This is a genomic window from Puniceibacterium sp. IMCC21224 (assembly GCF_001038505.1).
Classification (GTDB): Bacteria; Pseudomonadota; Alphaproteobacteria; order Rhodobacterales; family Rhodobacteraceae; genus Puniceibacterium.
This window is the reverse complement of the sequence record NZ_LDPY01000001.1, coordinates 4,072,957-4,095,167: the sequence shown is the minus strand read 5'-3', so window position 1 is coordinate 4,095,167 and position 22,211 is coordinate 4,072,957. Positions and strand designations below refer to the sequence as shown.

The 22,211-nt window shown below is 57.7% G+C and carries 17 protein-coding genes and 2 pseudogenes; 17 read left to right on the top strand and 2 right to left on the bottom strand.

The window, feature by feature from the left end:
* Window positions 1-114: 114 nt before the first annotated feature.
* From IMCC21224_RS19165 to IMCC21224_RS19145, 5 genes are all read left to right on the top strand, one after another.
* Window positions 115-1,317, top strand: a complete 1,203-nt coding sequence (locus IMCC21224_RS19165; RefSeq protein ID WP_047996708.1) for a pyridoxal phosphate-dependent aminotransferase — start codon at window positions 115-117, stop codon at window positions 1,315-1,317.
* A gap of 50 nt (window positions 1,318-1,367) precedes the next feature.
* Window positions 1,368-2,270, top strand: a complete 903-nt coding sequence (locus IMCC21224_RS19160) for a LysR family transcriptional regulator (RefSeq protein ID WP_047996707.1) — start codon at window positions 1,368-1,370, stop codon at window positions 2,268-2,270.
* 127 nt (window positions 2,271-2,397) lie between these two features.
* Entirely contained in the window at window positions 2,398-3,360 is a 963-nt protein-coding gene (locus IMCC21224_RS19155) for a TAXI family TRAP transporter solute-binding subunit (protein WP_047996706.1), read from the top strand.
* Between the two features lie 62 nt (window positions 3,361-3,422).
* A complete protein-coding gene (locus tag IMCC21224_RS19150) occupies window positions 3,423-6,122 on the top strand; it encodes a TRAP transporter permease (protein ID WP_082135271.1) in 2,700 nt (899 codons plus the stop codon).
* Between the two features lie 81 nt (window positions 6,123-6,203).
* The gene (locus tag IMCC21224_RS19145; protein WP_231582125.1) at window positions 6,204-7,571 is read left to right on the top strand and encodes a Glu/Leu/Phe/Val dehydrogenase; all 1,368 of its coding nucleotides are present in this window, start codon (window positions 6,204-6,206) and stop codon (window positions 7,569-7,571) included.
* Between the two features lie 43 nt (window positions 7,572-7,614).
* Here the strand turns inward: IMCC21224_RS19145 and IMCC21224_RS19140 are convergent, their stop codons facing one another.
* Complete coding sequence (locus tag IMCC21224_RS19140; RefSeq protein WP_047996704.1) at window positions 7,615-8,553, bottom strand: LysR family transcriptional regulator; 939 nt, start codon at window positions 8,551-8,553, stop codon at window positions 7,615-7,617.
* 150 nt (window positions 8,554-8,703) lie between these two features.
* Here IMCC21224_RS19140 and IMCC21224_RS19135 point away from each other — a divergent pair, with 150 nt between their 5' ends.
* The 4 genes from IMCC21224_RS19135 to IMCC21224_RS19120 all read left to right on the top strand — a co-directional run bounded on the left by IMCC21224_RS19135 (window position 8,704) and on the right by IMCC21224_RS19120 (window position 13,264).
* Window positions 8,704-9,663 (top strand): TAXI family TRAP transporter solute-binding subunit, encoded by a 960-nt coding sequence (locus IMCC21224_RS19135; protein WP_156178331.1) that lies wholly within the window; start codon window positions 8,704-8,706, stop codon window positions 9,661-9,663.
* A 67-nt stretch (window positions 9,664-9,730) separates the two neighbouring features.
* Window positions 9,731-11,878 (top strand): TRAP transporter permease, encoded by a 2,148-nt coding sequence (locus tag IMCC21224_RS19130; protein ID WP_053079044.1) that lies wholly within the window; start codon window positions 9,731-9,733, stop codon window positions 11,876-11,878.
* Window positions 11,875-12,246, top strand: a complete 372-nt coding sequence (locus IMCC21224_RS19125; protein WP_047996703.1) for a DUF1850 domain-containing protein — start codon at window positions 11,875-11,877, stop codon at window positions 12,244-12,246. The genes IMCC21224_RS19130 and IMCC21224_RS19125 overlap by 4 nt, the downstream gene beginning before the upstream one ends.
* A gap of 13 nt (window positions 12,247-12,259) precedes the next feature.
* On the top strand, window positions 12,260-13,264 hold the full coding sequence (locus IMCC21224_RS19120) for a C-terminal binding protein (RefSeq protein ID WP_047996702.1): 1,005 nt from the start codon (window positions 12,260-12,262) through the stop codon (window positions 13,262-13,264).
* 424 nt (window positions 13,265-13,688) lie between these two features.
* On the opposite strand, the pseudogene IMCC21224_RS19115 reads toward IMCC21224_RS19120, so the two are convergent.
* Window positions 13,689-14,693, bottom strand: a pseudogene (locus IMCC21224_RS19115) (IS3 family transposase); the annotation flags it as partial.
* Between the two features lie 63 nt (window positions 14,694-14,756).
* Between IMCC21224_RS19115 and IMCC21224_RS19105 the strand changes: the two are divergent.
* The 8 genes and pseudogenes from IMCC21224_RS19105 to IMCC21224_RS19070 all read left to right on the top strand — a co-directional run bounded on the left by IMCC21224_RS19105 (window position 14,757) and on the right by IMCC21224_RS19070 (window position 22,208).
* Window positions 14,757-15,886, top strand: a protein-coding gene (locus IMCC21224_RS19105; RefSeq protein WP_156178107.1) for an IS3 family transposase whose coding sequence is annotated in 2 segments (ribosomal slippage) — window positions 14,757-14,997 and window positions 14,997-15,886 — 1,131 coding nt in all. Because the reading frame shifts where the segments join, the coding sequence is not laid out codon by codon here.
* 705 nt (window positions 15,887-16,591) lie between these two features.
* Window positions 16,592-17,881 carry an MFS transporter gene (locus IMCC21224_RS19100; protein WP_047997277.1) on the top strand — a complete coding sequence of 430 codons (1,290 nt, stop codon included), beginning with the start codon at window positions 16,592-16,594 and terminating at the stop codon, window positions 17,879-17,881.
* A gap of 177 nt (window positions 17,882-18,058) precedes the next feature.
* A pseudogene (locus IMCC21224_RS28985) lies at window positions 18,059-18,972 on the top strand (tyrosine-type recombinase/integrase).
* A 6-nt stretch (window positions 18,973-18,978) separates the two neighbouring features.
* Window positions 18,979-19,203 carry a hypothetical protein gene (locus tag IMCC21224_RS19090; RefSeq protein ID WP_047996701.1) on the top strand — a complete coding sequence of 75 codons (225 nt, stop codon included), beginning with the start codon at window positions 18,979-18,981 and terminating at the stop codon, window positions 19,201-19,203.
* 75 nt (window positions 19,204-19,278) lie between these two features.
* The gene (locus IMCC21224_RS28265) at window positions 19,279-20,286 is read left to right on the top strand and encodes a hypothetical protein (RefSeq protein ID WP_197089229.1); all 1,008 of its coding nucleotides are present in this window, start codon (window positions 19,279-19,281) and stop codon (window positions 20,284-20,286) included.
* Window positions 20,283-21,263, top strand: coding sequence for a DUF2169 domain-containing protein (locus tag IMCC21224_RS19080; RefSeq protein ID WP_047996699.1), 981 nt, complete (start codon window positions 20,283-20,285; stop codon window positions 21,261-21,263). Before IMCC21224_RS28265 ends, IMCC21224_RS19080 begins: the two co-directional genes overlap by 4 nt.
* Before the next feature lie 9 nt (window positions 21,264-21,272).
* Window positions 21,273-21,653, top strand: coding sequence for a DUF4150 domain-containing protein (locus IMCC21224_RS19075; RefSeq protein ID WP_047996698.1), 381 nt, complete (start codon window positions 21,273-21,275; stop codon window positions 21,651-21,653).
* Window positions 21,654-21,656: 3 nt separating this feature from the next.
* Window positions 21,657-22,208, top strand: a complete 552-nt coding sequence (locus IMCC21224_RS19070) for a hypothetical protein (RefSeq protein ID WP_047996697.1) — start codon at window positions 21,657-21,659, stop codon at window positions 22,206-22,208.
* The last annotated feature ends 3 nt before the right edge of the window (window positions 22,209-22,211 follow it).

The window sequence follows — 22,211 nt, the reverse complement described above, 5'->3', positions numbered from 1 at the left end:
AGGGAATATGATCGCCCGATTTTAAATTCTCTAAAGGAATGTGTCGCCGAAAAATATTTCCTTTGACGCAATATCCCTCGCCTGATCATTTGCTGACAACGTGGAGGACGACCAATGACGAAGATATCTACCCGGCTAGGCCGAATTGCTCCCTCGCCGAGCATTGCCGCCATGAGCCATGCTCGCGGTCTTATCGCAAAAGGTCGGGACATCTGTGACTTGACGGCTGGCGAGCCGGACTTCGACACACCTAAGCATATTCTGCAAGCGGCCGCCGAGGCTATGTCCGCGGGAGCGACTCGGTATACTCCGCCCGGCGGAACTGCGGCCCTCAAACAAGCAATTGTGGAGAAATTCTTCCGGGAGAACAGGTTGAAGGTGCGACCCGATGAGGTGATCGTCGGAGCCGGCGCCAAGCAAGTCATTTTCAATGCAATGGCCGCCACACTTGAGCCTGGAGATGAAGTTGTGGTCGTGGCTCCCTATTGGGTGTCTTATCCTGACATCGCGCTTTATCACGGGGCCAAGCCTGTCGTCGTCGAAACTTTTGCCAGCGACGGTTACCGGATCGATCCCGACAGATTGCGCCGGGCTCTGACCCCCAGAACGCGATGGCTGATGCTGAACTCTCCCAACAACCCGACGGGAACGATGATCGACATTGAAACGATGCAGCAGATCGGCGGGGTGCTGAGGGACCATCCCTCCGTAATGGTTATGACTGATGAGATCTACGAGCATATCCGCTTCACTGACCGCGCTGCGGGCTCGTTTGCTGCGGTAAACCCTGATCTTGCCGACAGGGTGCTGACTGTGAATGGTGTCTCCAAGACCTACGCCATGACGGGATTCAGGATCGGCTACGCCGCGGGCCCGTCGGATCTGGTTGCTGCCATGGCGAAGTTGCAATCGCAAAACAGTGGCAACCCGGCGGCGGTGAGCCAGGAAGCGGCGCGGGCGGCGCTTACCTCCGGCCTCGATTTCCTGCCCCAATGGGTCGACGCATACAGAGCGCGTAAGAACCTTGTCGTACAGCGATTGTCTAGCGTACCCGGCCTATCGGTATTTGAACCCCAAGGGGCGTTCTATGTCTATGTTGGATGTTCTGAATGGATTGGGTGCGCCGGTCCTTCTGGACGGGTTCTCAGCGACGATTCAGCCGTGGTGATGGAGCTGCTGGATCACGGGGTAGCAAGCGTGCAGGGATCAGCTTATGGCGTCAGCCCGGCCTTCCGACTTTCGATTGCAAGCGGCATTGACGTTCTCGCGGCAGCCTGCGACCGTCTGGCTGATTTCGCGGGGCGTCTGAAACAGTGACCTGCGACGCCATGCTCTGGCTACGGAGCTCAACGGAGAGCGTGCGGTAGATGATCACACTCAAGCAACTGGAAGCTATTTATTGGGTGGCCAAGCTTGGGGGTGTTGGAGAAGCGGCGCACCGTCTGAACACCACGCAATCGGCAATCTCGAAACGCCTCCAAGAAGGTGAATATGCCTTGGGTGTCGACATTTTCGACCGCAACGGTAGGCGAATATTGCTGACCGAGGATGGCACCCGCCTGCTGCCACAAGTCTCCGAAGTTCTCTACCAACGTGATCGGTTAATGGACGCTGTCCACCCGCAACACGACATTCGGACGCTGCGACTTGGCGTCACAGAGCTAACTGCCATCACTTGGCTGCCCCGGCTGCTGACCAGAATTCGCGAGAGCTATCCAGGCGCGACCGTAACACCTGTGGTCGACGGATCAATTTCGCTGATGCAAAAGCTACGCGACGGAAGCGTGGACGCAGCGATCGTTCCCAATGCATTCGAGACGCGGGAGATCGAGACTACGGTGCTGTCGACCGTGGAACTTAAGTGGCTGCGGGCGCCAACGTATGCTCCCGGATTGGAAACCCTGACCCCGGAAGAATTGCGCCACCGGACAGTGATCGGGCAACGCGATGGATCGGGCTTGGGCTCAATGGTCGAGGCTTGGTTGACCTCTTTGCGGGTCACGATCGACAATGAGATCTCGACATCCAGTTTCTCAGCCCAGTTGGCCCTGACCCTGTCAGGGCTCGGGATTGCCTATCTTCCCGCACGCATCTGCGAACATTTCGTACAGTCCGGTAGACTCGTGGCTCTGCAGTCGTCTCCACCTTTGCCCCCAATACCTTATGGTATCCACTATCTTAAGAGCGCGGGCGACGACTTTCTTCGGCATGTGGTGACGCTTGGATCGGAATGCTGCGACTTCGACGCCGGGAACATAGGGCTACCCTGAAATTCTCCCGGAAAACATTCCTTTTGGCGATATCTGAATTTCCTTAATGTCGCTCGCTTCATATTGAGATTTCTCTGATGCTGGCTAGGGGCGCAGGCCCCGTACCCATAATCACACAGGGAATACCATGATCAAATTTCTAAAAGGCTCCTTCGTCTGCCTCGCTATCGGAATCGCCGGCTCAAGCGCACAAGCTGAAGAGTTCGTGTCCATCGGAACGGGCGGCATCACCGGGGTCTATTATCCGATCGGCGGCGCAATCTGCCGCTTGATGAACAAGGACCGCAAAGAGACTGGAATTCGCTGCTCGGTAGAATCAACAGGAGGGTCGATTTACAACATCAACAACGTTCGCGCTGGTGAGTTGGACTTTGGCGTGGTCCAGTCAGATTGGCAGTATTTTGCCTTGAAAGGAGAAAGCAGTTTCGCCGATCAGGGCCCGTTCGAGGACGAACGCGCAGTGTTGTCGCTCTATACGGAAGCATTTACGGTTCTTGCCCGCGCGGACAGCAGTATCAAGACATTTGCCGAGCTGAAAGGTCACAAGGTCAATCTGGGCGAAGCCGGTTCAGGTGGCCGTGCCACGATGGAATTGGTCATGAATGCCTACGGATTGACGTCCGCGGATTTCACATTGGGTGCGGAATTCAAAAGTTCGGAATTGCCGCAAGCCCTGTGCGACGGAAAGATCGACGCTGGCGCCATTGTCGTCGGCCATCCAGCCGCCGTCGTAACGGAAGCCATGGCCACGTGCCCGATCGAATTGGTCTCTGTTTCGGGCGCCGAGATACAGTCGCTCATTGATCAATACCCCTATTACGCTGCGACAACCATTCCTGGCGGGATGTATCAGGACAATGCCGATGAAGTGGCAACATTCGGTGTGGGCGCTACGCTGATCACGTCTGCCAGAGAACCCGATGCGTCGGTTCATGCACTGGTCAAATCGGTTTTCGAAAACATTGATGAATTCAAGGCCCTGCATCCTGCACTCGGAGGTCTCGAGCCTGAAGGCATGAGCGTGAACGGCCTGTCCGCGCCGCTTCATCCGGGCGCGGCGGCCTATTACGCAGAACGCGGCTGGAAGTAACTGGTTCGCCTGCGATGCTCTGTGCGGGCTCGCGGGCGATACTCCTGCAGGATAATCCAAGAATGACTCCCAATTCAAAGACAACCGATGGCAACATCGGTGTGCCCGTCACGACGACCGACACCGTCGAAAAATCTGTCGACATCGTTGGGTCGGAAACCGGGGCGCGGCATCCGGTGGGCACGGCTGGCGTGATCGTGACGTCACTGGCGCTTCTCTGGTCGCTGTTTCAAATCTACGTGGCCTCGACCCTGCCTTTCACGCTGTCGGCGCTGACAGGCTGGAACCTGACGCTGAACGAACAGGCGGTACGCCAAATCCACCTTGCGTTCGCTCTGGCGCTGGCAATGCTCGCCTTCCCGTCAACAAGCTGGTCTGCGCGAACATCCATTCCCGTCACGGATTGGCTGCTCGCCGCTCTCGGGGCGGCGTCTTGTCTGTACCTGTTCTATTTTCGCGACCAGATCTCCGCGCGCGCAGGATTACCGACGGATCTGGATCTGTGGATTGCCGGCATCGGCCTGCTGACAGTGGCCATCGGGCTGTTCCGCTCGCTCGGTCCGCCGCTGCTGTTCGTGGCAGGCGCATTCATGCTCTATACATTTGCGGGGTATTCCGACCTGTTGCCCGAGGTCATACGCTGGAAGGGTGCCTCGTTCAGCAAGGCCATGTGGCATTACTGGATGCAGTCGGAAGGCGTTTTCGGCGTGGCATTGGGCGTTTCGGCGTCGATGATCTTCCTGTTCGTGCTGTTTGGCGCGCTGCTGGAAAAGGCGGGAGCAGGCCTTTATTTCATCCGCCTCGCGTTCGCGCTTCTGGGCCATTTGCGCGGAGGCCCTGCGAAAGCTGCCGTACTGTCTTCGGGGATTTCCGGGATCTATTCAGGATCTTCGATCGCCAATGTTGTATCGACAGGCACTTTTACCATTCCGCTGATGAAACGCACCGGGCTGTCAGCCGAAAAGGCCGGTGCGATTGAGGCCTCGGCGTCGTCCAACGGTCAGTTGACCCCACCTGTCATGGGCGCAGCCGCCTTTCTCATTGCAGAATTCACCGGCGTTCCCTACGCGACCCTCATCTATTATGCGGCCTTACCCGCGGCTATCACCTATTTGTCGCTGCTCTATATCGTTCATCTCGAAGCCCTCAAGCTTGGGCTCAACGGCCTGCCCCGACCAGAACCGCGACACAGCGCGCTGTTCCGATGGGGACGTACGATCTGCATCGTAGTCCTGATTTTCGGGCTGATCGGCCTGGTCAGACTGCTATTGTCCGAGTTGGCCCGCTCCCTGCCCGCAGCGGTCCCCGTCGTGGCTGTAGTCATCCTGACGATCTGCTATCTGGGATTGATTTGGTTGGCCGCGCGCCGACCTGATCTGGACCCCGATGAGTGGGCTGCCGAAACGTTGCCGCGGGCGGGTGATGTCTTGACGACCGGCGCCTACTTCCTTCTCCCTATCATCGTGCTGATCTGGTGTATCCTATTTGAACGCTTGTCCCCGACGCTGTCAGCGTTACGGGCAATCGAGCTTCTCGTCGTAATCCTGGTGACACAGAAGCCGTTGAAGGTGCTGCTGCGCGGCTCTGGCACCGCCGGCCTGCGGGCGGCGCTTTGCGACGGGGCCAGAGATCTGCGCGACGGCCTCGTATTCGGCGCCCGTAACATGATCGGGATTGCAGTGGCGACTGCCGTTGCAGGGGTAATTATCGGCTCTGTATCGCTCACCGGAATGCATCAGGTGATCGGTTCGTTTGTCGAATATCTCGCGGGAGGCAGCTTGATGCTCATGCTGCTGCTGGTTGCAGCGATGAGTATCCTTCTCGGGATGGGGCTGCCGACAACAGCGAACTATATCGTGGTGTCGACCCTGATGGCGCCGGTTGTCGTTTCTATTGGTGCGCAGAACGGATTGATTGTTCCATTGGTCGCTGTTCACCTGTTCGTGTTCTATTTCGGCATCCTCGCCGATGTGACCCCACCAGTAGGAATGGCCTCTTTTGCGGCCGCCGCCATCTCGGGCGGTAGCCCGCTGCGGACGGGTGTCCAGGGATTCCTTTACGACATCCGGACAGCTCTGTTGCCGTTCCTGTTCATATTCAACACCCAGCTTCTATTAATCGACGTGGTCTGGTGGCAGGCGGTGTTCATCTCGTTGACGGCAACTCTGGCCATGTTGCTGTTTGTATCTGCCACCCAGGGCTGGCTGCTGATACGGTCGAGACTGTGGGAATCCGCTGCGCTTCTCCTGATCGCCTTCACGCTCTTTCGACCGGGCTTCTGGCTGGATCTTGTCGACCCGCCCTTCGAGACAGTCACAGGCATACCGATCCTGTCCGAAGCGGCTGATGCGGCGCAGAAAGCATCCCTTCGACTGGTGATTATGGGCCCGGATGCAAGGGTCCCGGAGCAGATACGTCGACAGGTGTATCTCGCGCAACTGATTGACTCGGTACAAGACCCCGGTTCCCACATCGAATCCGGAATAGAAACCTCGGGCATTCAGAGACTTCGGTCCGCCGGCATTGCAGTTGTGGTCAGCGAAAACCAGCTTGTGCTGGAGGAGCCGCTTCCCGGCAGCCGGGCCTATTCCGCCTTGCGTGGATTCGATTTTTATGGTGACGCCAATGTGCGTCTTTCCGCGATCGAATTGGCTCGCGACCGGCTCCCGAAAGAAATCTGGTACATTCCCGCGACTGCTCTTCTGCTGATGATCCTGCAGATACAGGTCCGCCGACGCCGCCGGGCGACCTTGGCCGCTTGAAATGTCCGGGTGCCAAGTTCAATTCACTTCACAGAGATAAAAATAATGAAAACACATTCGTTTCTGGCGGACGTCGACGCTATGTTTGAATTCGCGGCAGGCTCGTTGGATCTTCCAGACGGTCTGGCCGAAAAGATCCGTGTCGCAAATGCGACCTATACCATGCGTTTCGGGGTGCGCCTTGGCGGCAGAATGCACACCTTCACGGGCTGGCGCTCGGTTCACTCAACGCATCAGAATCCCGCCAAAGGGGGCATTCGCTACGCGCCCGGCGCTACTCAGGACGAGGTCGAAGCACTTGCCGCCTTGATGAGTTACAAGTGTGCTTTGCTCGGACTGCCGTTCGGTGGCGCCAAAGGCGCACTCCGGATAGACCCGTCGGAGTGGGAAGAGCATGAGCTGGAGCGCATAACCCGTCGGTTTACTGCCGAAATGGTACGCCATGGATTTTTGAGCCCCTCAATGAACGTGCCTGCCCCTGACATGGGGACGAACGAGCAGACTATGATGTGGATCGCTGATGAATACAGTCGGCTCCGCCCGGACGACATCAATGCATCGGCCTGTGTCACCGGCAAGCCGCTCGCAGGGAATGGCATCGAAGGCCGTACGGAAGCGACGGGTCGGGGCGTGCAGTATGCGCTCCAAGCGTTTTTTGAGACCGAGCGGGATTTCCGGCGCGCGGGGTTCGAGGAGCAAGGACTTTCGAACCGAACAGTGGTTGTTCAAGGATTTGGCAATGTCGGGTATCATGCGGCGCTTTTCCTGTCGCAGGAGGACGGCGCTCGCGTGACAACGGTGATCGAGCATGACGGGGCTATTCGCAATCCTGACGGCCTCAACATCGAAGCCTTGAAGCAGCATCTGCTTAGCTCAGGGGGCGTGAAGGGATTTTCGGGCGGCAGTTTCGCTCCGAACGGGGATGCCGCGCTGGAAGATAGATGTGACATCCTGATCCCGGCAGCGCATGAGCAGGTCATCCATGCCGAGAATGCGTCCCGCATAGCTGCCCGTCTGGTTGTCGAAGCCGCAAATGGGCCGACCACCTGGGAGGCTGATGGGATGCTACGAGACCGCGGCGTTGTCATCATTCCTGACCTGTTTGCAAATGCCGGCGGCGTAGCGGTCAGCTATTTTGAGTGGGTCAAAAACGTCAACCACATTCCATTCGGCATGATGGAGCGGAGGCGAGAAGAAGTTGGCCATGTGCGTCTAGCCCGGTCTCTGGAAGTGATGACGGGCCGAACTTTTCCGCCGGAAGATGCCGAAACGTTCTTGCGCGGGCCGTCTGAAATTGACCTTGTTCGGTCTGGCTTGGATGATCTGATGCGCCGGACGTATGCAATGCTGTCAGCTCGATGGGCGACAGGTGCGAGGGATTTGCGGACGGCCGCCTATCGCGTCGCCATCGAACGTATCTCCAACGCTTATCGGGCCATCGGCATTTAGCCGTCGACGCAGAGCGGTTGCCTACGATCGCGCCAATTTCCAATCACCGGCGCGGTACAACCGCTGGCGGTGACCAGATGGGCCGGTCGAAGTCACAGGCTTCGACAATTTGTCCGATCAGGACTGAAACAGGATCGTCCTCAGAATGCCGCCGGTGCAATGCGGTGTATGTCACACTCGGAAGCGCCAAGTCCGTCGAGAGCTCGAAAAGTCGGCCAGAGGCCACAATTTCCGACTGGCTGTATCTGGGAAGCATGACGATCCCGACGCCGGATATTGCAAGCGATATCATCGCACCAAGATTGCTCGAATACATCGGTTGCTTGAGGACGGCATCCGTCGATGCGAGCCAAGCGTTAAAAATGCGACCAGACCCTGACGCGGCCGTCTGCGCCACAACCGTTTGGGATACGATCTCTCCCAACGGCATGAAGGTCCGCTCAGTGTAGAGGGAACTGGCGAACCACCCATTTTCGACCTTTCCAAGAGGAATGCGTTCGAAGCGAAGGTCTCTGAAGGCGTCCGGCACGATTATAAGGTCGAGCTTGCCGTCAATCAGCCCTTCAACAAGCCGAGAACTGACGTTGACCTCCGGCAGCACGATGAGGCCGGGCTCCTGCTCCTGAACGGCCCGCAACCATTGTGCGAGCCATGTCATCGACGTGAGGTCAGTTATGCCAATACGAGCGACTCTGTTAGTCCGCCCCTGCCCTCCTGCGGCCTCTGCAAACCTGTTGCGCAGCATCAGTACCTCGTTGGCGATGGCGAGAATTTCGTCGCCGCGCGTCGTGAGGGTGATGCTAGAACCGGCACGTCTGAACACGGTGCAGCCGAGCGCAACCTCGAGTTCTCTGATCCGTTTTGCGATGGCGGATTGTGTGGTGTTCAGCCGCAACGCGGCGGCCGCGAAGCTGCCGAGTGCGGCCGCCCAGTAGAGCGCCTCTAATTGCTTGAACGTAATCGCGCCCAATGCTGTAGCCATCACATGACCTATTACCGAAGAAAAATCCGTATAGGAATATTATTCGCGGTCCATGAAGTCAATTCGCTGGTTTTGAAGGCGCATATCGATCCAGTTTGAAGGCGGTGCTGAGGGGTCGTCTCGGGGCACCGACGGAAAGCGGGAGGAAATATGAATATCAAAATCAACATCAAGGGTATGGCGCTTGTAGCAGCAAGCCTATCCATGCCGGTAGCCGGAACGGCGCGTGCGGATGACTTCGTGAACATTCTGACGGGCGGTAGCTCGGGGGTTTTCTACCCTGTCGGAGCAGCACTTGCGGGCATCTACAGCGAACAGATCGACGGTGTCCGCGCTACCGTTCAGGCGACGAAGGCTTCCGTCGAGAACCTTAATCTCCTCCAGGCGGGACGGGGCGAAGTTGCCTTCACGGGCGGCGATACCCTCGCCTATGCTTGGGAGGGAAATAAAGAAATCGGCTTTCCCCAGAAGCTTGACAAGCTGCGTGGTATGGCAGCGATTTACCCGAACTACATCCAGATCGTGGCCCGCGAAGGATCCGGCATAAGGACGCTTGCGGATCTGAAGGGGCATGTCGTCTCGGTGGGCGCGCCGGCGTCCGGGACGGAAGTTAGTGCGCGCGTCATTCTGACGGCGGCGGGGATCAGCTATGACGATTTCGATCGTGTGGAATATCTGCCTTTCGCGGACTCGGTCGAGCTACTCAAGAACCGCCAGATCGACGCGACACTCCAGTCGGCTGGGCTTGGCGTGGCTTCGATCAAGGATCTTGCGTCAAGCGTTGGCGTGCAGCTTGTCGAAATTCCCGCCGGAGTGGCCGAAAAACTGGGCGCGCCATATGTGTCGGCCACCATTCCCGCTGACACTTACCCTGGCCAGGATGAGGAGGTGACCGCGATCTCCGTTGCGAACATGATGGCAACATCCGCCGATCTGCCGGATGAACTAGTCTACAATCTGACCAGGACCGTTTTCGAGAATCTCGACACGCTCGGCGCTGCGCACGACTCGGCCAAGGGTATCGCCCTCGAAAATGCGACCCGCGGGATGCCCCTGCCGCTTCACCCAGGCGCCGAGCGCTACTACCGCGAACAAGGCCTTGTCCAATGATGGAATGTCCAATCGCAGTGGTGGTGCGTCGTGACTGCCCTGCACCCACGTGCGGGGACATGAAACGATGACATCGCCATATCCCGCATCCGATAGAAACGCCGTGGCGGAGCAAGGCTCCGTCACGCCCCATGCCGAGCGGATTGCTCCCGAAATCCCGGGGCCGGACGACCAACCGTTCGGCAACTCTTTGGAGGGTCGCATGCTGTTCTGGACAGCGATCCTTTTCTCCGTTTTCCAAATCCTAACGGCGGCACATCTTGTGGACCTTCCGTCGCAGCTTGTCCGGGTCATCCACGTCGCCTTCGCCTGCTTCCTCGCCTTTCCGCTTCACCGGGCTACGAGAGGCCTTGGACGCGGCTGGGCGGCGATCGCATGGGCCTGCGCTTTTCTGGCTGTAGTGGTCGCCCTATATCAGACGACGCAATACGAGGCCCTGATCATTCGCGCGGGCCTACCGACGACCATGGACGTCGTCGTCGGAGTTGTTCTGCTGATGACTGTTTTCGCGGCGAGTTGGATCGTCATGGGGCCGGCGCTTCCACTCATCTGCGCTGTATTCCTAGCCTATGCGATCTGGGGCGAATACCTGCTCCGCCCGCTCGACCACAGGCCGTTTCCCTTTTCGCAGATCATCGATCATTTGACCTTCGGGACGGAAGGCATTTACGGCACGCCAATCTACGTTTCGTCGTCCTATATCTTCCTGTTCATCCTGTTCGGATCGTTCCTGGAAAGGGCCGGCATGATCCGGCTTTTCACGGACGTATCGCTGGGCCTGGTCGGGCATCGCACCGGAGGGCCGGCCAAGGTTGCCGTGATTGCCTCCGGCCTGATGGGCACAATTTCGGGATCGGGGGTCGCCAACGTCGTGACCACGGGTCAGTTCACCATTCGCCTGATGAAGCGTTTCGGCTACTCCCCCGCTTTCGCTGGCGGGGTGGAATCCACCGCCAGCATGGGCGGGCAGATCATGCCGCCGGTCATGGGCGCTGTCGCCTTCATTATGGCCGAGACCCTGGGCATACAGTATGCGCAGGTTGTTCTGGCCGCCGTGATACCGGCAGTCTTCTACTTCGGCTCCGCCTTCTGGATCGTGCACCTCGAAGCACGGCGTCTGGGGCTTACCGGGCTGTCAGAGGCCGAACGTCCCTCCGCTCTCGCGGCGGTGCGGCGTGAATGGTTCCTGCTCCTGCCTCTGGCCGTCCTGGTCTACCTCCTGTTTGCGGGCTTCACCCCTCTGTTCGCTGGACTCGTCGGGCTGACAATGACTCTTGTCGTGATCTTGGGCACCGCGGCCGCCGTCGGCCTTTCCAGCACCGTGCTGCGCTTCATCTACTGGATCGCGATCGGCGCAGGCTGTGCCGCCTTCCTAGAGTTCGGGCTCTACCCGGTCCTCGGGTTGCTTGGCCTGCTCGCGGCATGGAACCTGACCCATTCGAGCGGCCGGCAGACCCTTATCGCCTGTCGCGATGCTCTGGCCGGGGGGGCGCGAACGGCGCTGCCGGTCGCCGTGGCCTGCGCCATGGTCGGCGTCATTATCGGTGTGCTGTCACTGACCGGCGCGGCTACCACGTTCAGTCGATTCATCGTCGCGGTTGGCAATCAGAGCCTGATCCTGTCCCTGATCTTGACGATGATCACCTGCATCATCCTCGGGATGGGGATACCGACTATCCCGAACTACATCATCACGTCGAGCATTGCCGGACCCGCATTGCTGGAACTGGGTGTGCCACTGATCGTGTCCCACATGTTCGTCTTCTACTTCGGCATCCTCGCGGACCTCACGCCTCCTGTGGCCCTGGCCTGCTTCGCTGCGGCACCGATCGCGAAGGAGAATGGCCTGAAGATTTCGGTGCAGGCGATCAAGGTCGCCGCGGCTGGTTTCGTGATGCCCTACATCGCGGTATATTCTCCAGCACTCATGCTTCAGGACGGCGGACCGCTGGCCGAGAGCATCGGCTACATTCCGGCGGTGGCGGTGGTGATCGCGAAGACCGCGGCAGCGGTTTTCCTCTGGGGCGCGGCGATCATTGGCTTTCTCGGACGGACGTTGACCTGGCCAGAACGCGTGCTCGCGGTACTCGGAGCGATCGCGTTTGTAACAGCAGGCATGCTGTCCAACGCAATCGGTTTTCTGCTGCTGGCTGGGTTTCTACTGTCGGCGCTTCGCAGAACCCCGGCAACGGTTCGAAAGGGGCGTGTTTCATGAACCTGTGCATCGCGCTGGCAGCCAAGACAATTGTAGTTGCAGCGACCAGCTTCACCCTGTCGTGGGAACATTCGATTGAGAAAATCGTATGGCAGGAGGATTGGGCTGTCACCTCCGAAGGCCTAGTTCCGACACAGGCGCGGATCTCAGGCTCGGCCACCGGTGTCGATCCCGGACCGGGTGCGAGGCTTGACGACGGAATGTGGGTTTGGAAGCCGAATCTTCTGCCGCAACGGACGCTTCGGCTTGCCGCATCGGGTGCAACGCCGGGACCCTGGAAGTTGTGTGCCGGGGAAACCTGCTTCGACTTTGGAACCCGTTCCGGTGTTCCTGTCATCTTGAGCCCTTGTTACGACGAAAATCTCTAACTGGACTTTTCACATGCCTACTATCGCCATCATAGACCCGCAATTCGGCACCGATTTGGCACTCGAGTCATCGATCGCAGGACCCGAATACAACTTTCTCACGCTCGCCCCGTCAGAGGGCGCGTTTCCAGAGGGGCTTCTTTCGGATGTTGTGGCGATCATTCATTGCCGCAGCCGGAACAAGCTGAGTGAGTGCCAGCTATCTCAGTTTCCCGCCCTGAGCGCCGTGATACAAGCGGGCGTAGGCACTGATCATATTGACATCGGCGCCTGCGCTATGCGCGGAATACCCGTCTGCAACGTGCCGGATTACGGCACCCGAGAGATTGCTGATCATGCTATGGCACTTATCCTCGATCTTCGCAGAGGCATAACAGTCCAAACCGAGCGCATCAGGCGGACCGGCGCTTGGTCTCCCTTCGCGGTCCCTAACGCACCCATAGCACGCCTTTCGGGACAAACTCTTGGCATCGTCGGCCTAGGTTGGATTGGTACGGCTCTGGCGCTTCGCGCCAAGGCCTTTGGCATCCGCGTCTGTTTCTACGACCCTTATGCGGCACCGGGACAGGACATTGCGCTCGGCTTGGACCGGATCGACTCTCTGCAGGGCCTTGTCAGCCAAAGCGACATCATATCCTTTCATTGCCCGTTGACATCGAGTACCAAAAATCTGGTTAATCAAGAACTTCTTGCTTACTTCAAGCCGGGATCAATCCTAATTAACACAGCTCGCGGAGGAATTGTTGATCTTTCAGCCCTGCTCAGTGCATTGAAGGATGGAAGTTTGGCGGGAGCTGGATTAGACGTCTTGGCCGAAGAGCCGCCCAATCTAAATCATCCTTTGCTTCGCGCTTGGACCGATGGAGATGAGTGGCTCAATGGGCGACTCATCATCACTCCTCATGCAGCATTTTTTTCCCCTGAGAGCGTAGAAGACCTGCGACGACTATCAATTGTAACCGCCATCAAGATAGTGAATGGCGATGAGCCTCGCACTGTTATTGCTTCCACCTTATAAGTTTGGGTTTTCAATTCTCGCGCATTCGGATTTTGAGCGTATTTTTTTGGTTCAGATTACGTTGTGAGCTACTTTTGGAAAGGGACCTATATACTTAACTAGCCGGAAGGCCCGAACTATTATGACAGCAATCTGGCTAGATCGGTTAAGCTGGACAGTAGAGTCAACGGCTTGTTAATGTCTGGATAATATTTAGGTGACGGCTACCATCTTCTTATAAGCGTCTAGGACTGCAATCCGTTAACGACGCGGCAAAGAGCGGCAGTGGGAAGTTACGAACTCCCACTGCCCCTTCCGAAACCTCATATAAGCAATCACGCTCACAGGCATCGGCCAGTTACAAGCTACCATTGTCCGTCGTCATATAAAATGGGACATCAGAGCGGCTTGAGCATTGGAGGCTCTGGCTCGTTTGTGTGATTGATTATGCGGCTTGTTTTTGGTGTTGCAAGCGGCGTTCGCGGATTGTCAGTATCTTGATCTTCTTCCTTTCTCTGAGGATGGCTTTGTCGCGCCCAAAGTAGACGTCGGCGGGCGTGACGTTGTTGAGACTCTCGTGGTATCGCGCGTTGTTGTAATACTCTACGAAGGCCCCGATCTGGCGTTCGAGATCGCCGGGCAGGTAGTAGTTTTCCAGCAGAACCCGGTTCTTCATAGTTTGGTGCCAGCGCTCAATCTTGCCCTGGGTTTGCGGATGGAATGGTGCCCCGCGAACGTGGCCCATTTTTTGATTTCCCAACCACTTGGCGAGGTCGCCAGAGATGTAGCAGGCCCCGTTGTCACTCAGCAGGCGCGGCTTGTGCCGGACGACGGCTTGGTCACAGCCCGATGCGCTCAGAGCCAGTTCAATCGTGTCCGTCACGTCCTCGGCCCGCATGTTTGTGCAAAGCTTCCAGGCGATGATGTAGCGGCTGTAGTCGTCGAGGATGGTGGACAGGTAATACCAGCCCCAGCCGATGATCTTGAAGTAGGTGAAGTCGGTCTGCCAGAGCTGATGGATGGCCGTGGTCTTGTCCGTGAACTCGTCCGCGGCCTTGATCACCACATAGTCCGGCGCCGTGATCAGATCAGCTGCTTTAAGAATGCGGTAAGCCGATGATTCCGAGATAAAATACCGGTTCTCATCGGTGTATTTGACCGCCAGTTCACGTGTCGTCAGCGCCTCATGTTCTAACGCAAACTCGATCAGGTCATCGCGCCGGTCTTGGGGTATTCGATTCCAGACCGACCCTGGTCGAGGAGACCGATCGGCCAGCGCATCGAACCCGCCCTCGACGTAGCGATCATACCAGCGGTAGAAAGCCGTGCGCGGAATGCCCAGCATATCCAGCGTCATTTTGGTGGGCAGATGCGAACCTTCAACGGTGCGGATGATCTCAAGCTTCTCGGTTGCAGGGTATCTCATTCCTCCACCTCCCCAGCCCCTGTCTGGACTTGTCCCGATTTAGTTCCGGTCTCTTTCGAGCGATATTCGCAATGAAGGAGACACAAATTGGCACCAAGATACAGCGACGAGTTCAGACGTGATGCGGTTCGCATTGCAACAAGCAGTGGACTGACGCGACCTCAGATTGCGTCTGATTTAGGGGTTGGTGTTTCGACACTGAACAAGTGGGTTCAACACCATCAGAATGATGACCTGATGTCCGGCCCGCATGAGGATGTGGAGAAGGAGAACGCCCGCCTTCGCAAAGAGAACCGGCTACTCCGCGAGGAGAGGGAAGTGTTAAAGAAGGCGACGATCTTCTTCGCAGGCCAAAAGGCGTGAGGTTTGCCTTTATCGACACCTGGAAGAAGATCTGGCCCATTGAGTTTCTATGCCGCGTTTTGCGGGTAACTTCCCGTGGGTTTCGCGCCTGGAAGATCCGCCCTATCAGCCGAAGCCAGCGAGATGACATGGTGCTGTTGGCCCATATCAGAGAACAACACCGCCTTAGCCTGCAAAGCTACGGCCGACCTCGCATGACGGAGGAACTGCGCGATCTCGGTCTTGTTGTCGGGCACCGCCGGGTAGGCCGGTTGATGCGTGAGAACGCGATCAAGGTTATTCGAACCCGTAAACATAAAGTCACGACTAACAGCAATCACGCCTTCAATGTCGCCCCCAACTTTCTTGATCAGGACTTCTCTGCTGATGGCCCAAACCAAAAATGGGCAGGGGACATTTCCTACATCTGGACGAGCGAGGGATGGCTGTATTTGGCAGTGATCATCGATCTTTACTCCCGCCGGGTCATTGGCTGGGCGGTCAGTAACCGGATGAAGCGGGACCTGGCCATCAAGGCATTAGACATGGCAGTAGGGCTGCGAAAGCCACCCAAAGGCTGTATCCATCATACGGATCGTGGCTCTCAATACTGTTCAGGTGACTATCAGAAAAGTCTGAAGCAGCATGGATTTCTGGTCTCAATGAGCGGCAAGGGAAATTGTTATGACAATTCCATGGTCGAGACCTTCTTCAAATCTCTGAAAGCCGAACTGATCTGGCGTCAGAAATGGGCGACCCGCAGACAAGCAGAAGGAGCAATATTCCAATACATCAATGGGTTCTACAACCCGCGAAGACGGCATTCATCCCTTGGCGGGAAAAGTCCCTTGGCTTTCGAGAGACGGGCTGCCTAACATGAGCTGAGAGACCGGAACTTTTGCGTGGCAAGTCCACCGCATAATCAATCACACAAACGAGCCAGAGCCTCCAATGCTCAAGCCGCTCTGATGTCCCATTTTATATGACGACGGACAACTTGTCTTATGGATCGGCCAACTACAGGTGATCCGAGAGGAACGCTGTTGTGGGCGGACCGATGGGCGGCGCCTCTCTCCCATGATCCGGAATCGGTTCTGGACCTCGTCGACACATTATCCGATGCTGACGCAGAGCGTACCGATGGACCGAGGGATTCGCGCAGGCGGTTGATGGCATCAAGGGCGCCTGGCCGAAACGAGCACTGAGCCGCGATGACAAACAGGTCCTCAATCTGATCCGAAGCGCCTCCAGTGAAGATCTGACAACAACTTTGAAGCCGCTCCTGCCCAGCTGGCTCCAAATGACTGCCGTTAAATGGCGGGAAGATTTGTGAGTCTTAAGCTATTTGGGAGGGTGTCGGCCCAATGCTGCCATTGCCTTCACGCTGGAACGCTGCGGTGCAGCTTCACGAGACCGGCCATTCATCGATCGCGCAGTATTTTCGAAGGGTGAAGCTCGGCAGGGCGGACCTTTGCTGCCGTTCTGTGCGCCTTTTCGAACGTCCGCTTTGTCGTGCGCGGTATAGGTTCCGGCTCACCTGAGGTATTGTGGATGTCGACAGCAACGTCGATGCTGCAAAGATGGCCTCCGAAATAGAGTTCTCTTTTGCAGCACTGAACCCGTCAGCGCGACGGCACATTCGCGTGTTTCAGATTCACCAGTTCCTTGACCGTTTTGCGATGGGGCTGACAGTCGCCGTTGTTGCACTGGCATTGACTGACCGTGGCATGGACCTGGTTCAAATCTCGCTTCTCTTCGGGGTCTACTCGCTCACGACGATGGTGATGGAGCTGCCGTTCGGTGGTCTCGCCGACAGCATTGGCCGCAAGCCGGTCTTTTTGACGGCGGTTGTCGCCAGCTTGATTTCGCTCGTGCTCTTTCTCTCGACCAGTGATTTCCATGTTCTGGCGCTTTCATTTGCATTCATCGGTTTTGGACGCGCGCTCAGGTCAGGCACGCTTGATGCGTGGTTTGTCGAAACGTTCAAGGCCGCAGCACCTGATGTGGATGTCCAGCCCGCACTGGCCAAAGCGCAATGGGCTAACGCCGTAGGGTTGGCCATTGGCGCCGTCGTGGGAGGTCTTCTGCCCGATATTTTGGGCGAGGTCGCAAAAAGCCTCGGGTTCAGCATCTATGATGTGTCCTACCTGGCAAGCTTTGGTGTGATGTTGGGCGTGTTTGTGTTCACGATGTTCGCCATTGTCGAAAAACCGCGTCCCAGAGACGTTACTGCTCTCCTGCACGGCTTCGCCAATGTCCCAACGGTGATAAAGGACGCGAGCCTTTTGGCTCTTAAACATCCCGCTCTGTCGATACTGCTGGCAGCGTTGGCCTTCTTTCTGATGGCAACCAACCCAGTCGAGGTGATCTGGCCGACCCATGCAAAACCCATGCTGGATGAGGGCTACGCCAACACCGTCATCGGTGTCGTCACTGCGACCTATTTCTTCTCCATCGCTTTCGGCGCATCTCTGTCTGCGCACATCAGCCGGATTTTCAGGCGGCGGCACGCCATGACGCTGGCTGCGACCTTTGCTTGCTTGGCGGGCGTTCAGATCGCATTGGCGTTGCAAGGCAGTATCATCGGCTTTGTGACAGTATTCGTCCTGTATTCTGTGGTCCTTGGTGTCTCTGAGACGCCGGCCAACAGCATTCTGCATCGCTGTGTAGAAGACCGTCAGCGGTCGACCATGCTATCTCTGAGATCGCTGATACAACAGTTGGGGGCCGCATTGGGTCTGGTTTTGGCCGGAACTGTCGCTGAAATTTACTCTACACCTATCGCGTGGATTGTCGGTGCGGTGTTTCTGTTCATTGCAGTGATACTGATCTTGGTTTTGGTCAGACGCCTGGCCGTAGAATCCGAATAGCTGACGTTCGTGCTCCGTGCAGCATTGATCATTTTGGGCTCGAGCACTAAATCGCTTCGCGATATTGGCTCTGTGTGTCGGGCGTTGCGCTGAAGCGGGTTTTGTTTCGCGGTTTCCGAGGTTGGGTGCGTGCTGTTGGTCGAGGTGATCTTGCCTCGATTAACAGAGGATTTTCCCATCAATGTTCAGCATTCCAAACCGATGACACCCCTTCGCGCGCGCATGATCGCGGATATGTCGGCGCGCAACCTCGGATCGGCGTCGCAGGCCAGCCACTTGCGGGCCTGCAAGCGGTTTGCGGCCTGGCTTGGGCGCTCCCCGGAGACAGCGACACCGGATGATTTGCGGGATTTCCAGCAGCATCTGATCGAGAGTGGGACGAGTATCTGCACGCGCAACCAGACGATGACCGGGGTGAAGTTTCTGCTCCGCGTGACGCTCCGACGGCATGATCTTGTGGCGGAGGTTTTCAGCCTCAAGGAGCCCGTCAAGGTGCCGCTGGTTCTGAGCCGCGACGAGGTAAAGCGCCTCCTGCTCATGGCACGAGCCTGAAGGCACGGGTGATGCTGTCGCTGGCCTATGGCTGCGGCATGCGCGCCGGCGAGGTCGTCCGGTTGCGGGTCGGCGATATCGATGGTGCCCAAAACATCATCCGCATCGTGCAGGCGAAGGGTCGCAAGGATCGCAATGTGATGCTGCCCGCCAATATTCTGGGACTGTTGCGTGAGTGGTGGAAAGAACGTCCTGTTGGTCAGGATGCAGGCGTGGCGGGGCCTGAGCGGGTCATTTTCCCCGGCTATTGCTGCAGGCACCTGCCTCCCCGTCAGATTTCGCGGCTGTTCAAGCAGGCGGCGCGGGCGGCAGGCATCATCAAGCCGGTCACGCTGCACACGTTGCGCCATTCGTTTGCGACGCATCTTCTGGAACGTGGCGTGGACATCCGGGTCATACAGGCGCTGCTCGGGCATACCAAACTGACCACGACGGCGCGGTATGCCAGCGTCGCCACAGGCATGATCTCGGCGGTGGTAAGCCCGCTTGACGATCTGACCGCGGCGAAGCGCAGGAAGGGCAAGAAAGGCGCCTCTTAGACTGCGGTGTCTCGGCCAAAGCTGGAGGTTGCGGATATTTTCCGCGCCTTCACGCCGGAGGCGTGCTTACAGCACGACGGCGCTGCTTGGCGGGCGGCCAACGCGGGCCATATCAGCCTCGATCAGTTGAAGGTGATGAGCGCGATCGAGCGCTGCCGCACCCTCGACACACTGAAAGATACAGTTGCTAAGCGTGATTTTATGAGCCATTTGACCGAAGTTTTGCTATAATTCGGAAAGGTCGATTTTTGCGGCCGGCGATAAGCCCGATTCCGGATTTGACATTAGGCCTGAAAGAGGCGGCTCTTGGTGATAGGCTATATTCACGGTACAGGGATGTGTACGCCGGTCGGCTGCTCGGCTGCAGCAAGCTGTGCCGCGATTCGATGCGGACTTGACGGCTATGTTCAGAGCGCAGACCTTTTTGATCGCTGGGGCGCTCCTCTGACGACAGCTCCTTTGCCCCTCTTCGAAAAAGCCCTGCCAGAAGCCGATCTGCTGCTCTCGAACGTATTGAACGAGGCGGCCCAGGACTCCGGCCTGCAGCGCGTGGAACGGGCGAGCATAACGTTCCTCGCCCCCCTTGCAGGCCGCCACCCTTCGCGATTCGGCGGAAACAAAGTCAACGATTTCTCCGACCGTCTGCGCAAGTCACGCCCAAGCGTGAATATCGAGGTGTCGGAGACCGGGCCGGCCGGATTGGGTTTAATTCTCAAAAGGTTGCAGAACGTCATCAGGATCGACCCGGACACGCCCCGCTTTATCGTGGGGCTGGATTCGCTGCTGTCCCTGGACATCATCGAGTCGCTGGAACAGGAGGACCGGGTCCGGGACACGACGCGGCCGCGCGGTCTGATCCCAGGAGAAGCCTGTGGCGCAATCGTGCTCACGGGACGATCAACTTCGCGCCAAAGCCTGGCAGTGCTCGGATGTGGCACGGCGACCGAGCCAGGAACGCTTTTCGGAGATATTCCCAATGTGTCCGAAGGCTATACATCCGCCGTAATGACCGCCTTGGACGAATCCGGATTGCAGGCATCCGACATCGCCTCTGTCTACATCGACCTGAATGGCGAAGAGGGCAAGTTCCATGAATGGGGACTGCTTTGGTCCCGTCTTTTCGAGGAGTTGACGATCGTCCATCCTGCAGATTGCATTGGCGACGTCGGAGCGGCGACAATGCCAATCCTTGTCGGACTGGCCGACATGGCATGGCGAAAGGGCTATGCCAGCGGACCGTATGCAGCCGTGATCGCGGGCAGCGACGACGGCCTGAGGAGTTGCGTCATTCTTGGCAAGGAAGGCTCGGCGTGACGATCCTGAATGCGACACCATTTCGCGACGACGAAGAGGATATTCGCGACCTCGATGGTGGTCACGCGCGGATCTTTCTGCTGAAGGCAACCTTCGCCATCGGCGCGGATGGCTCGCTAGCGCCCTCCGAAACGCAGCGCGACATCTGCGAGGGTCCGTCTTGGCTTGGTGCGCTTGGAGCCTCTAGCATGATCGAGGACAGCGACTGGGCACCTGTAAAACACACGACCGACATCGCGATTATCGGAAGCATACATGCCCCGCGCGATCACGTGGCAACCATGCTCACTCCGTCGTTCAGAATAGGTCGATGGCACAAGAGAATACGCGTCACGGGCGATCGCCGGATACATCGCGAAATCGGAGGGTCGCATGTCGATCAACCCCGACCGTTTCGCGCTATGCCGATCGCTTGGGAGCGCTGCTTTGGTGGGAAGACTAGTACCGGGAAAGTGCTTGCAGAAAATCCGATCGGCTGCGGACAGATACCGGCGGACTCGCACACCCCTTCGATCATGCCGAATTTCGAAAGGCCTGACGCGCCGTGTTCTCCAGGTCACGGGACGCCGGACGGTCTTGGCTTTGTCGACCGCGGATGGAAACCGCGCATTGCATTCGCCGGAAGCTACGATGACACGTGGATGACCTATCGCCGTCCGCTTTGGCCTTTGGACATCGACATCCGGTATTTCAACTCATCCCGTGCGGATATGACCTATCCCGGATTCTTGCAGGGCGGCGAAAGGGTCGCGCTGTCGCAGTGCCTGCCGGGCGGAGATCTTCAAATGTCCCTGCCGCGGATGCGGATCGCCTTCGAAGGACGCCTGCGTCGGGGTAGATTCCAGGTGCCGGGCGTTCTCGACACCTGCCTGATCGATCTGGATGCGCCCAGCCTGACCCTTGTCTGGCGCGCCAAGGTGCGGATTGCCGCGAATGAAAACGAATCCGACGTCCGACTTGTCGTACATCCACACTAGGAGGCCCGTATGCCGGTTACCGTGACAGCCAACAGCCCAGAAACCGTTATCCATGCGTCCAGCCTGGGCACCGTGAAGTCACAAACCGATGTGTGCAAGACGCCGACGCCGGGGGGGCCGGTCCCGACGCCCTATCCCAATATCGCCATGTCCGCGAATCTGATGAAAGGCACCAGCACGGTGAAATGTGACGGATGCCCGATCGCGGTAAAATCCTCCATGCTAATGCCGTCGACCGGGGACGAGGCGGGATCGCTGCTGGGCGTGAAATCCAGCATGATCAAGGGACAGGCGGATCCCGTAAGCTATTCCTTCGATATCAAGGCAGATGGCCAGAACGTCGTGCGGCGTTCCGATCTCTTCATGCACAACAAGAAAAACACGATATGAACCATGGGGAAGAAGAAACAGAAGAAACAAGCCGCGGCTGCCTACGATCCGGAACAGGACAACCGCGAACCCAAGGAAGACAGCTTGGTCCGCGACGAAAAGAATGGCTGGAACCACGAGGAATCGACGCTGAACGGTCGATCCCAGGCGCACGCGCTCTTCAAGGTCAACGCTCCCTACCCGGAAGATGCGACAAACTTTTGGTACACGCCGCTGAAAAAGCTGCCGAAGAACGCCGAGCTGGTCTACACTAAGGATGCCGAGGGCAACTTCACCTTTTCGCCTCGGCCCAAGAATGATGTGAACCAGCGTCGCGGGACCCGGACATTGCCACACTCGATGCTTGGAAAGGCGCAGCCTGTCATCGGCGCGGGCGAATGCGAAACGGACGACCAAGGGAAAATCGCGCGGGCAGACAATTTCAGTGGCCATTATCAGCCCGGCGAAAAAAACCTGAAGGAAACCAAGGACAATTTTGAGGAGAAGGGGATGGCCAGCGACGGCACCAAATACGAAGTCTTCGACAAGTCCGCCAAAGTGATAAAGACGCTTTAGAAA

Excerpts from the sequence above, each read along its gene's own strand:
- IMCC21224_RS19070 (WP_047996697.1), top strand. The coding sequence starts at position 21,657 with ATGGGGAAGAAGAAACAGAAGAAACAAGCCGCGGCTGCCTACGATCCG.
- IMCC21224_RS19165 (WP_047996708.1), top strand. The coding sequence starts at position 115 with ATGACGAAGATATCTACCCGGCTAGGCCGAATTGCTCCCTCGCCGAGC.
- IMCC21224_RS19155 (WP_047996706.1), top strand. The coding sequence starts at position 2,398 with ATGATCAAATTTCTAAAAGGCTCCTTCGTCTGCCTCGCTATCGGAATC.
- IMCC21224_RS19100 (WP_047997277.1), top strand. The coding sequence starts at position 16,592 with ATGGCCTCCGAAATAGAGTTCTCTTTTGCAGCACTGAACCCGTCAGCG.
- IMCC21224_RS19125 (WP_047996703.1), top strand. The coding sequence starts at position 11,875 with ATGAACCTGTGCATCGCGCTGGCAGCCAAGACAATTGTAGTTGCAGCG.
- IMCC21224_RS19145 (WP_231582125.1), top strand. The coding sequence starts at position 6,204 with ATGTTTGAATTCGCGGCAGGCTCGTTGGATCTTCCAGACGGTCTGGCC.
- IMCC21224_RS19135 (WP_156178331.1), top strand. The coding sequence starts at position 8,704 with ATGAATATCAAAATCAACATCAAGGGTATGGCGCTTGTAGCAGCAAGC.
- IMCC21224_RS19120 (WP_047996702.1), top strand. The coding sequence starts at position 12,260 with ATGCCTACTATCGCCATCATAGACCCGCAATTCGGCACCGATTTGGCA.
- IMCC21224_RS19150 (WP_082135271.1), top strand. The coding sequence starts at position 3,423 with ATGACTCCCAATTCAAAGACAACCGATGGCAACATCGGTGTGCCCGTC.
- IMCC21224_RS19130 (WP_053079044.1), top strand. The coding sequence starts at position 9,731 with ATGACATCGCCATATCCCGCATCCGATAGAAACGCCGTGGCGGAGCAA.
- IMCC21224_RS19140 (WP_047996704.1), bottom strand. The coding sequence starts at position 8,553 with ATGGCTACAGCATTGGGCGCGATTACGTTCAAGCAATTAGAGGCGCTC.
- IMCC21224_RS19075 (WP_047996698.1), top strand. The coding sequence starts at position 21,273 with ATGCCGGTTACCGTGACAGCCAACAGCCCAGAAACCGTTATCCATGCG.
- IMCC21224_RS19160 (WP_047996707.1), top strand. The coding sequence starts at position 1,368 with ATGATCACACTCAAGCAACTGGAAGCTATTTATTGGGTGGCCAAGCTT.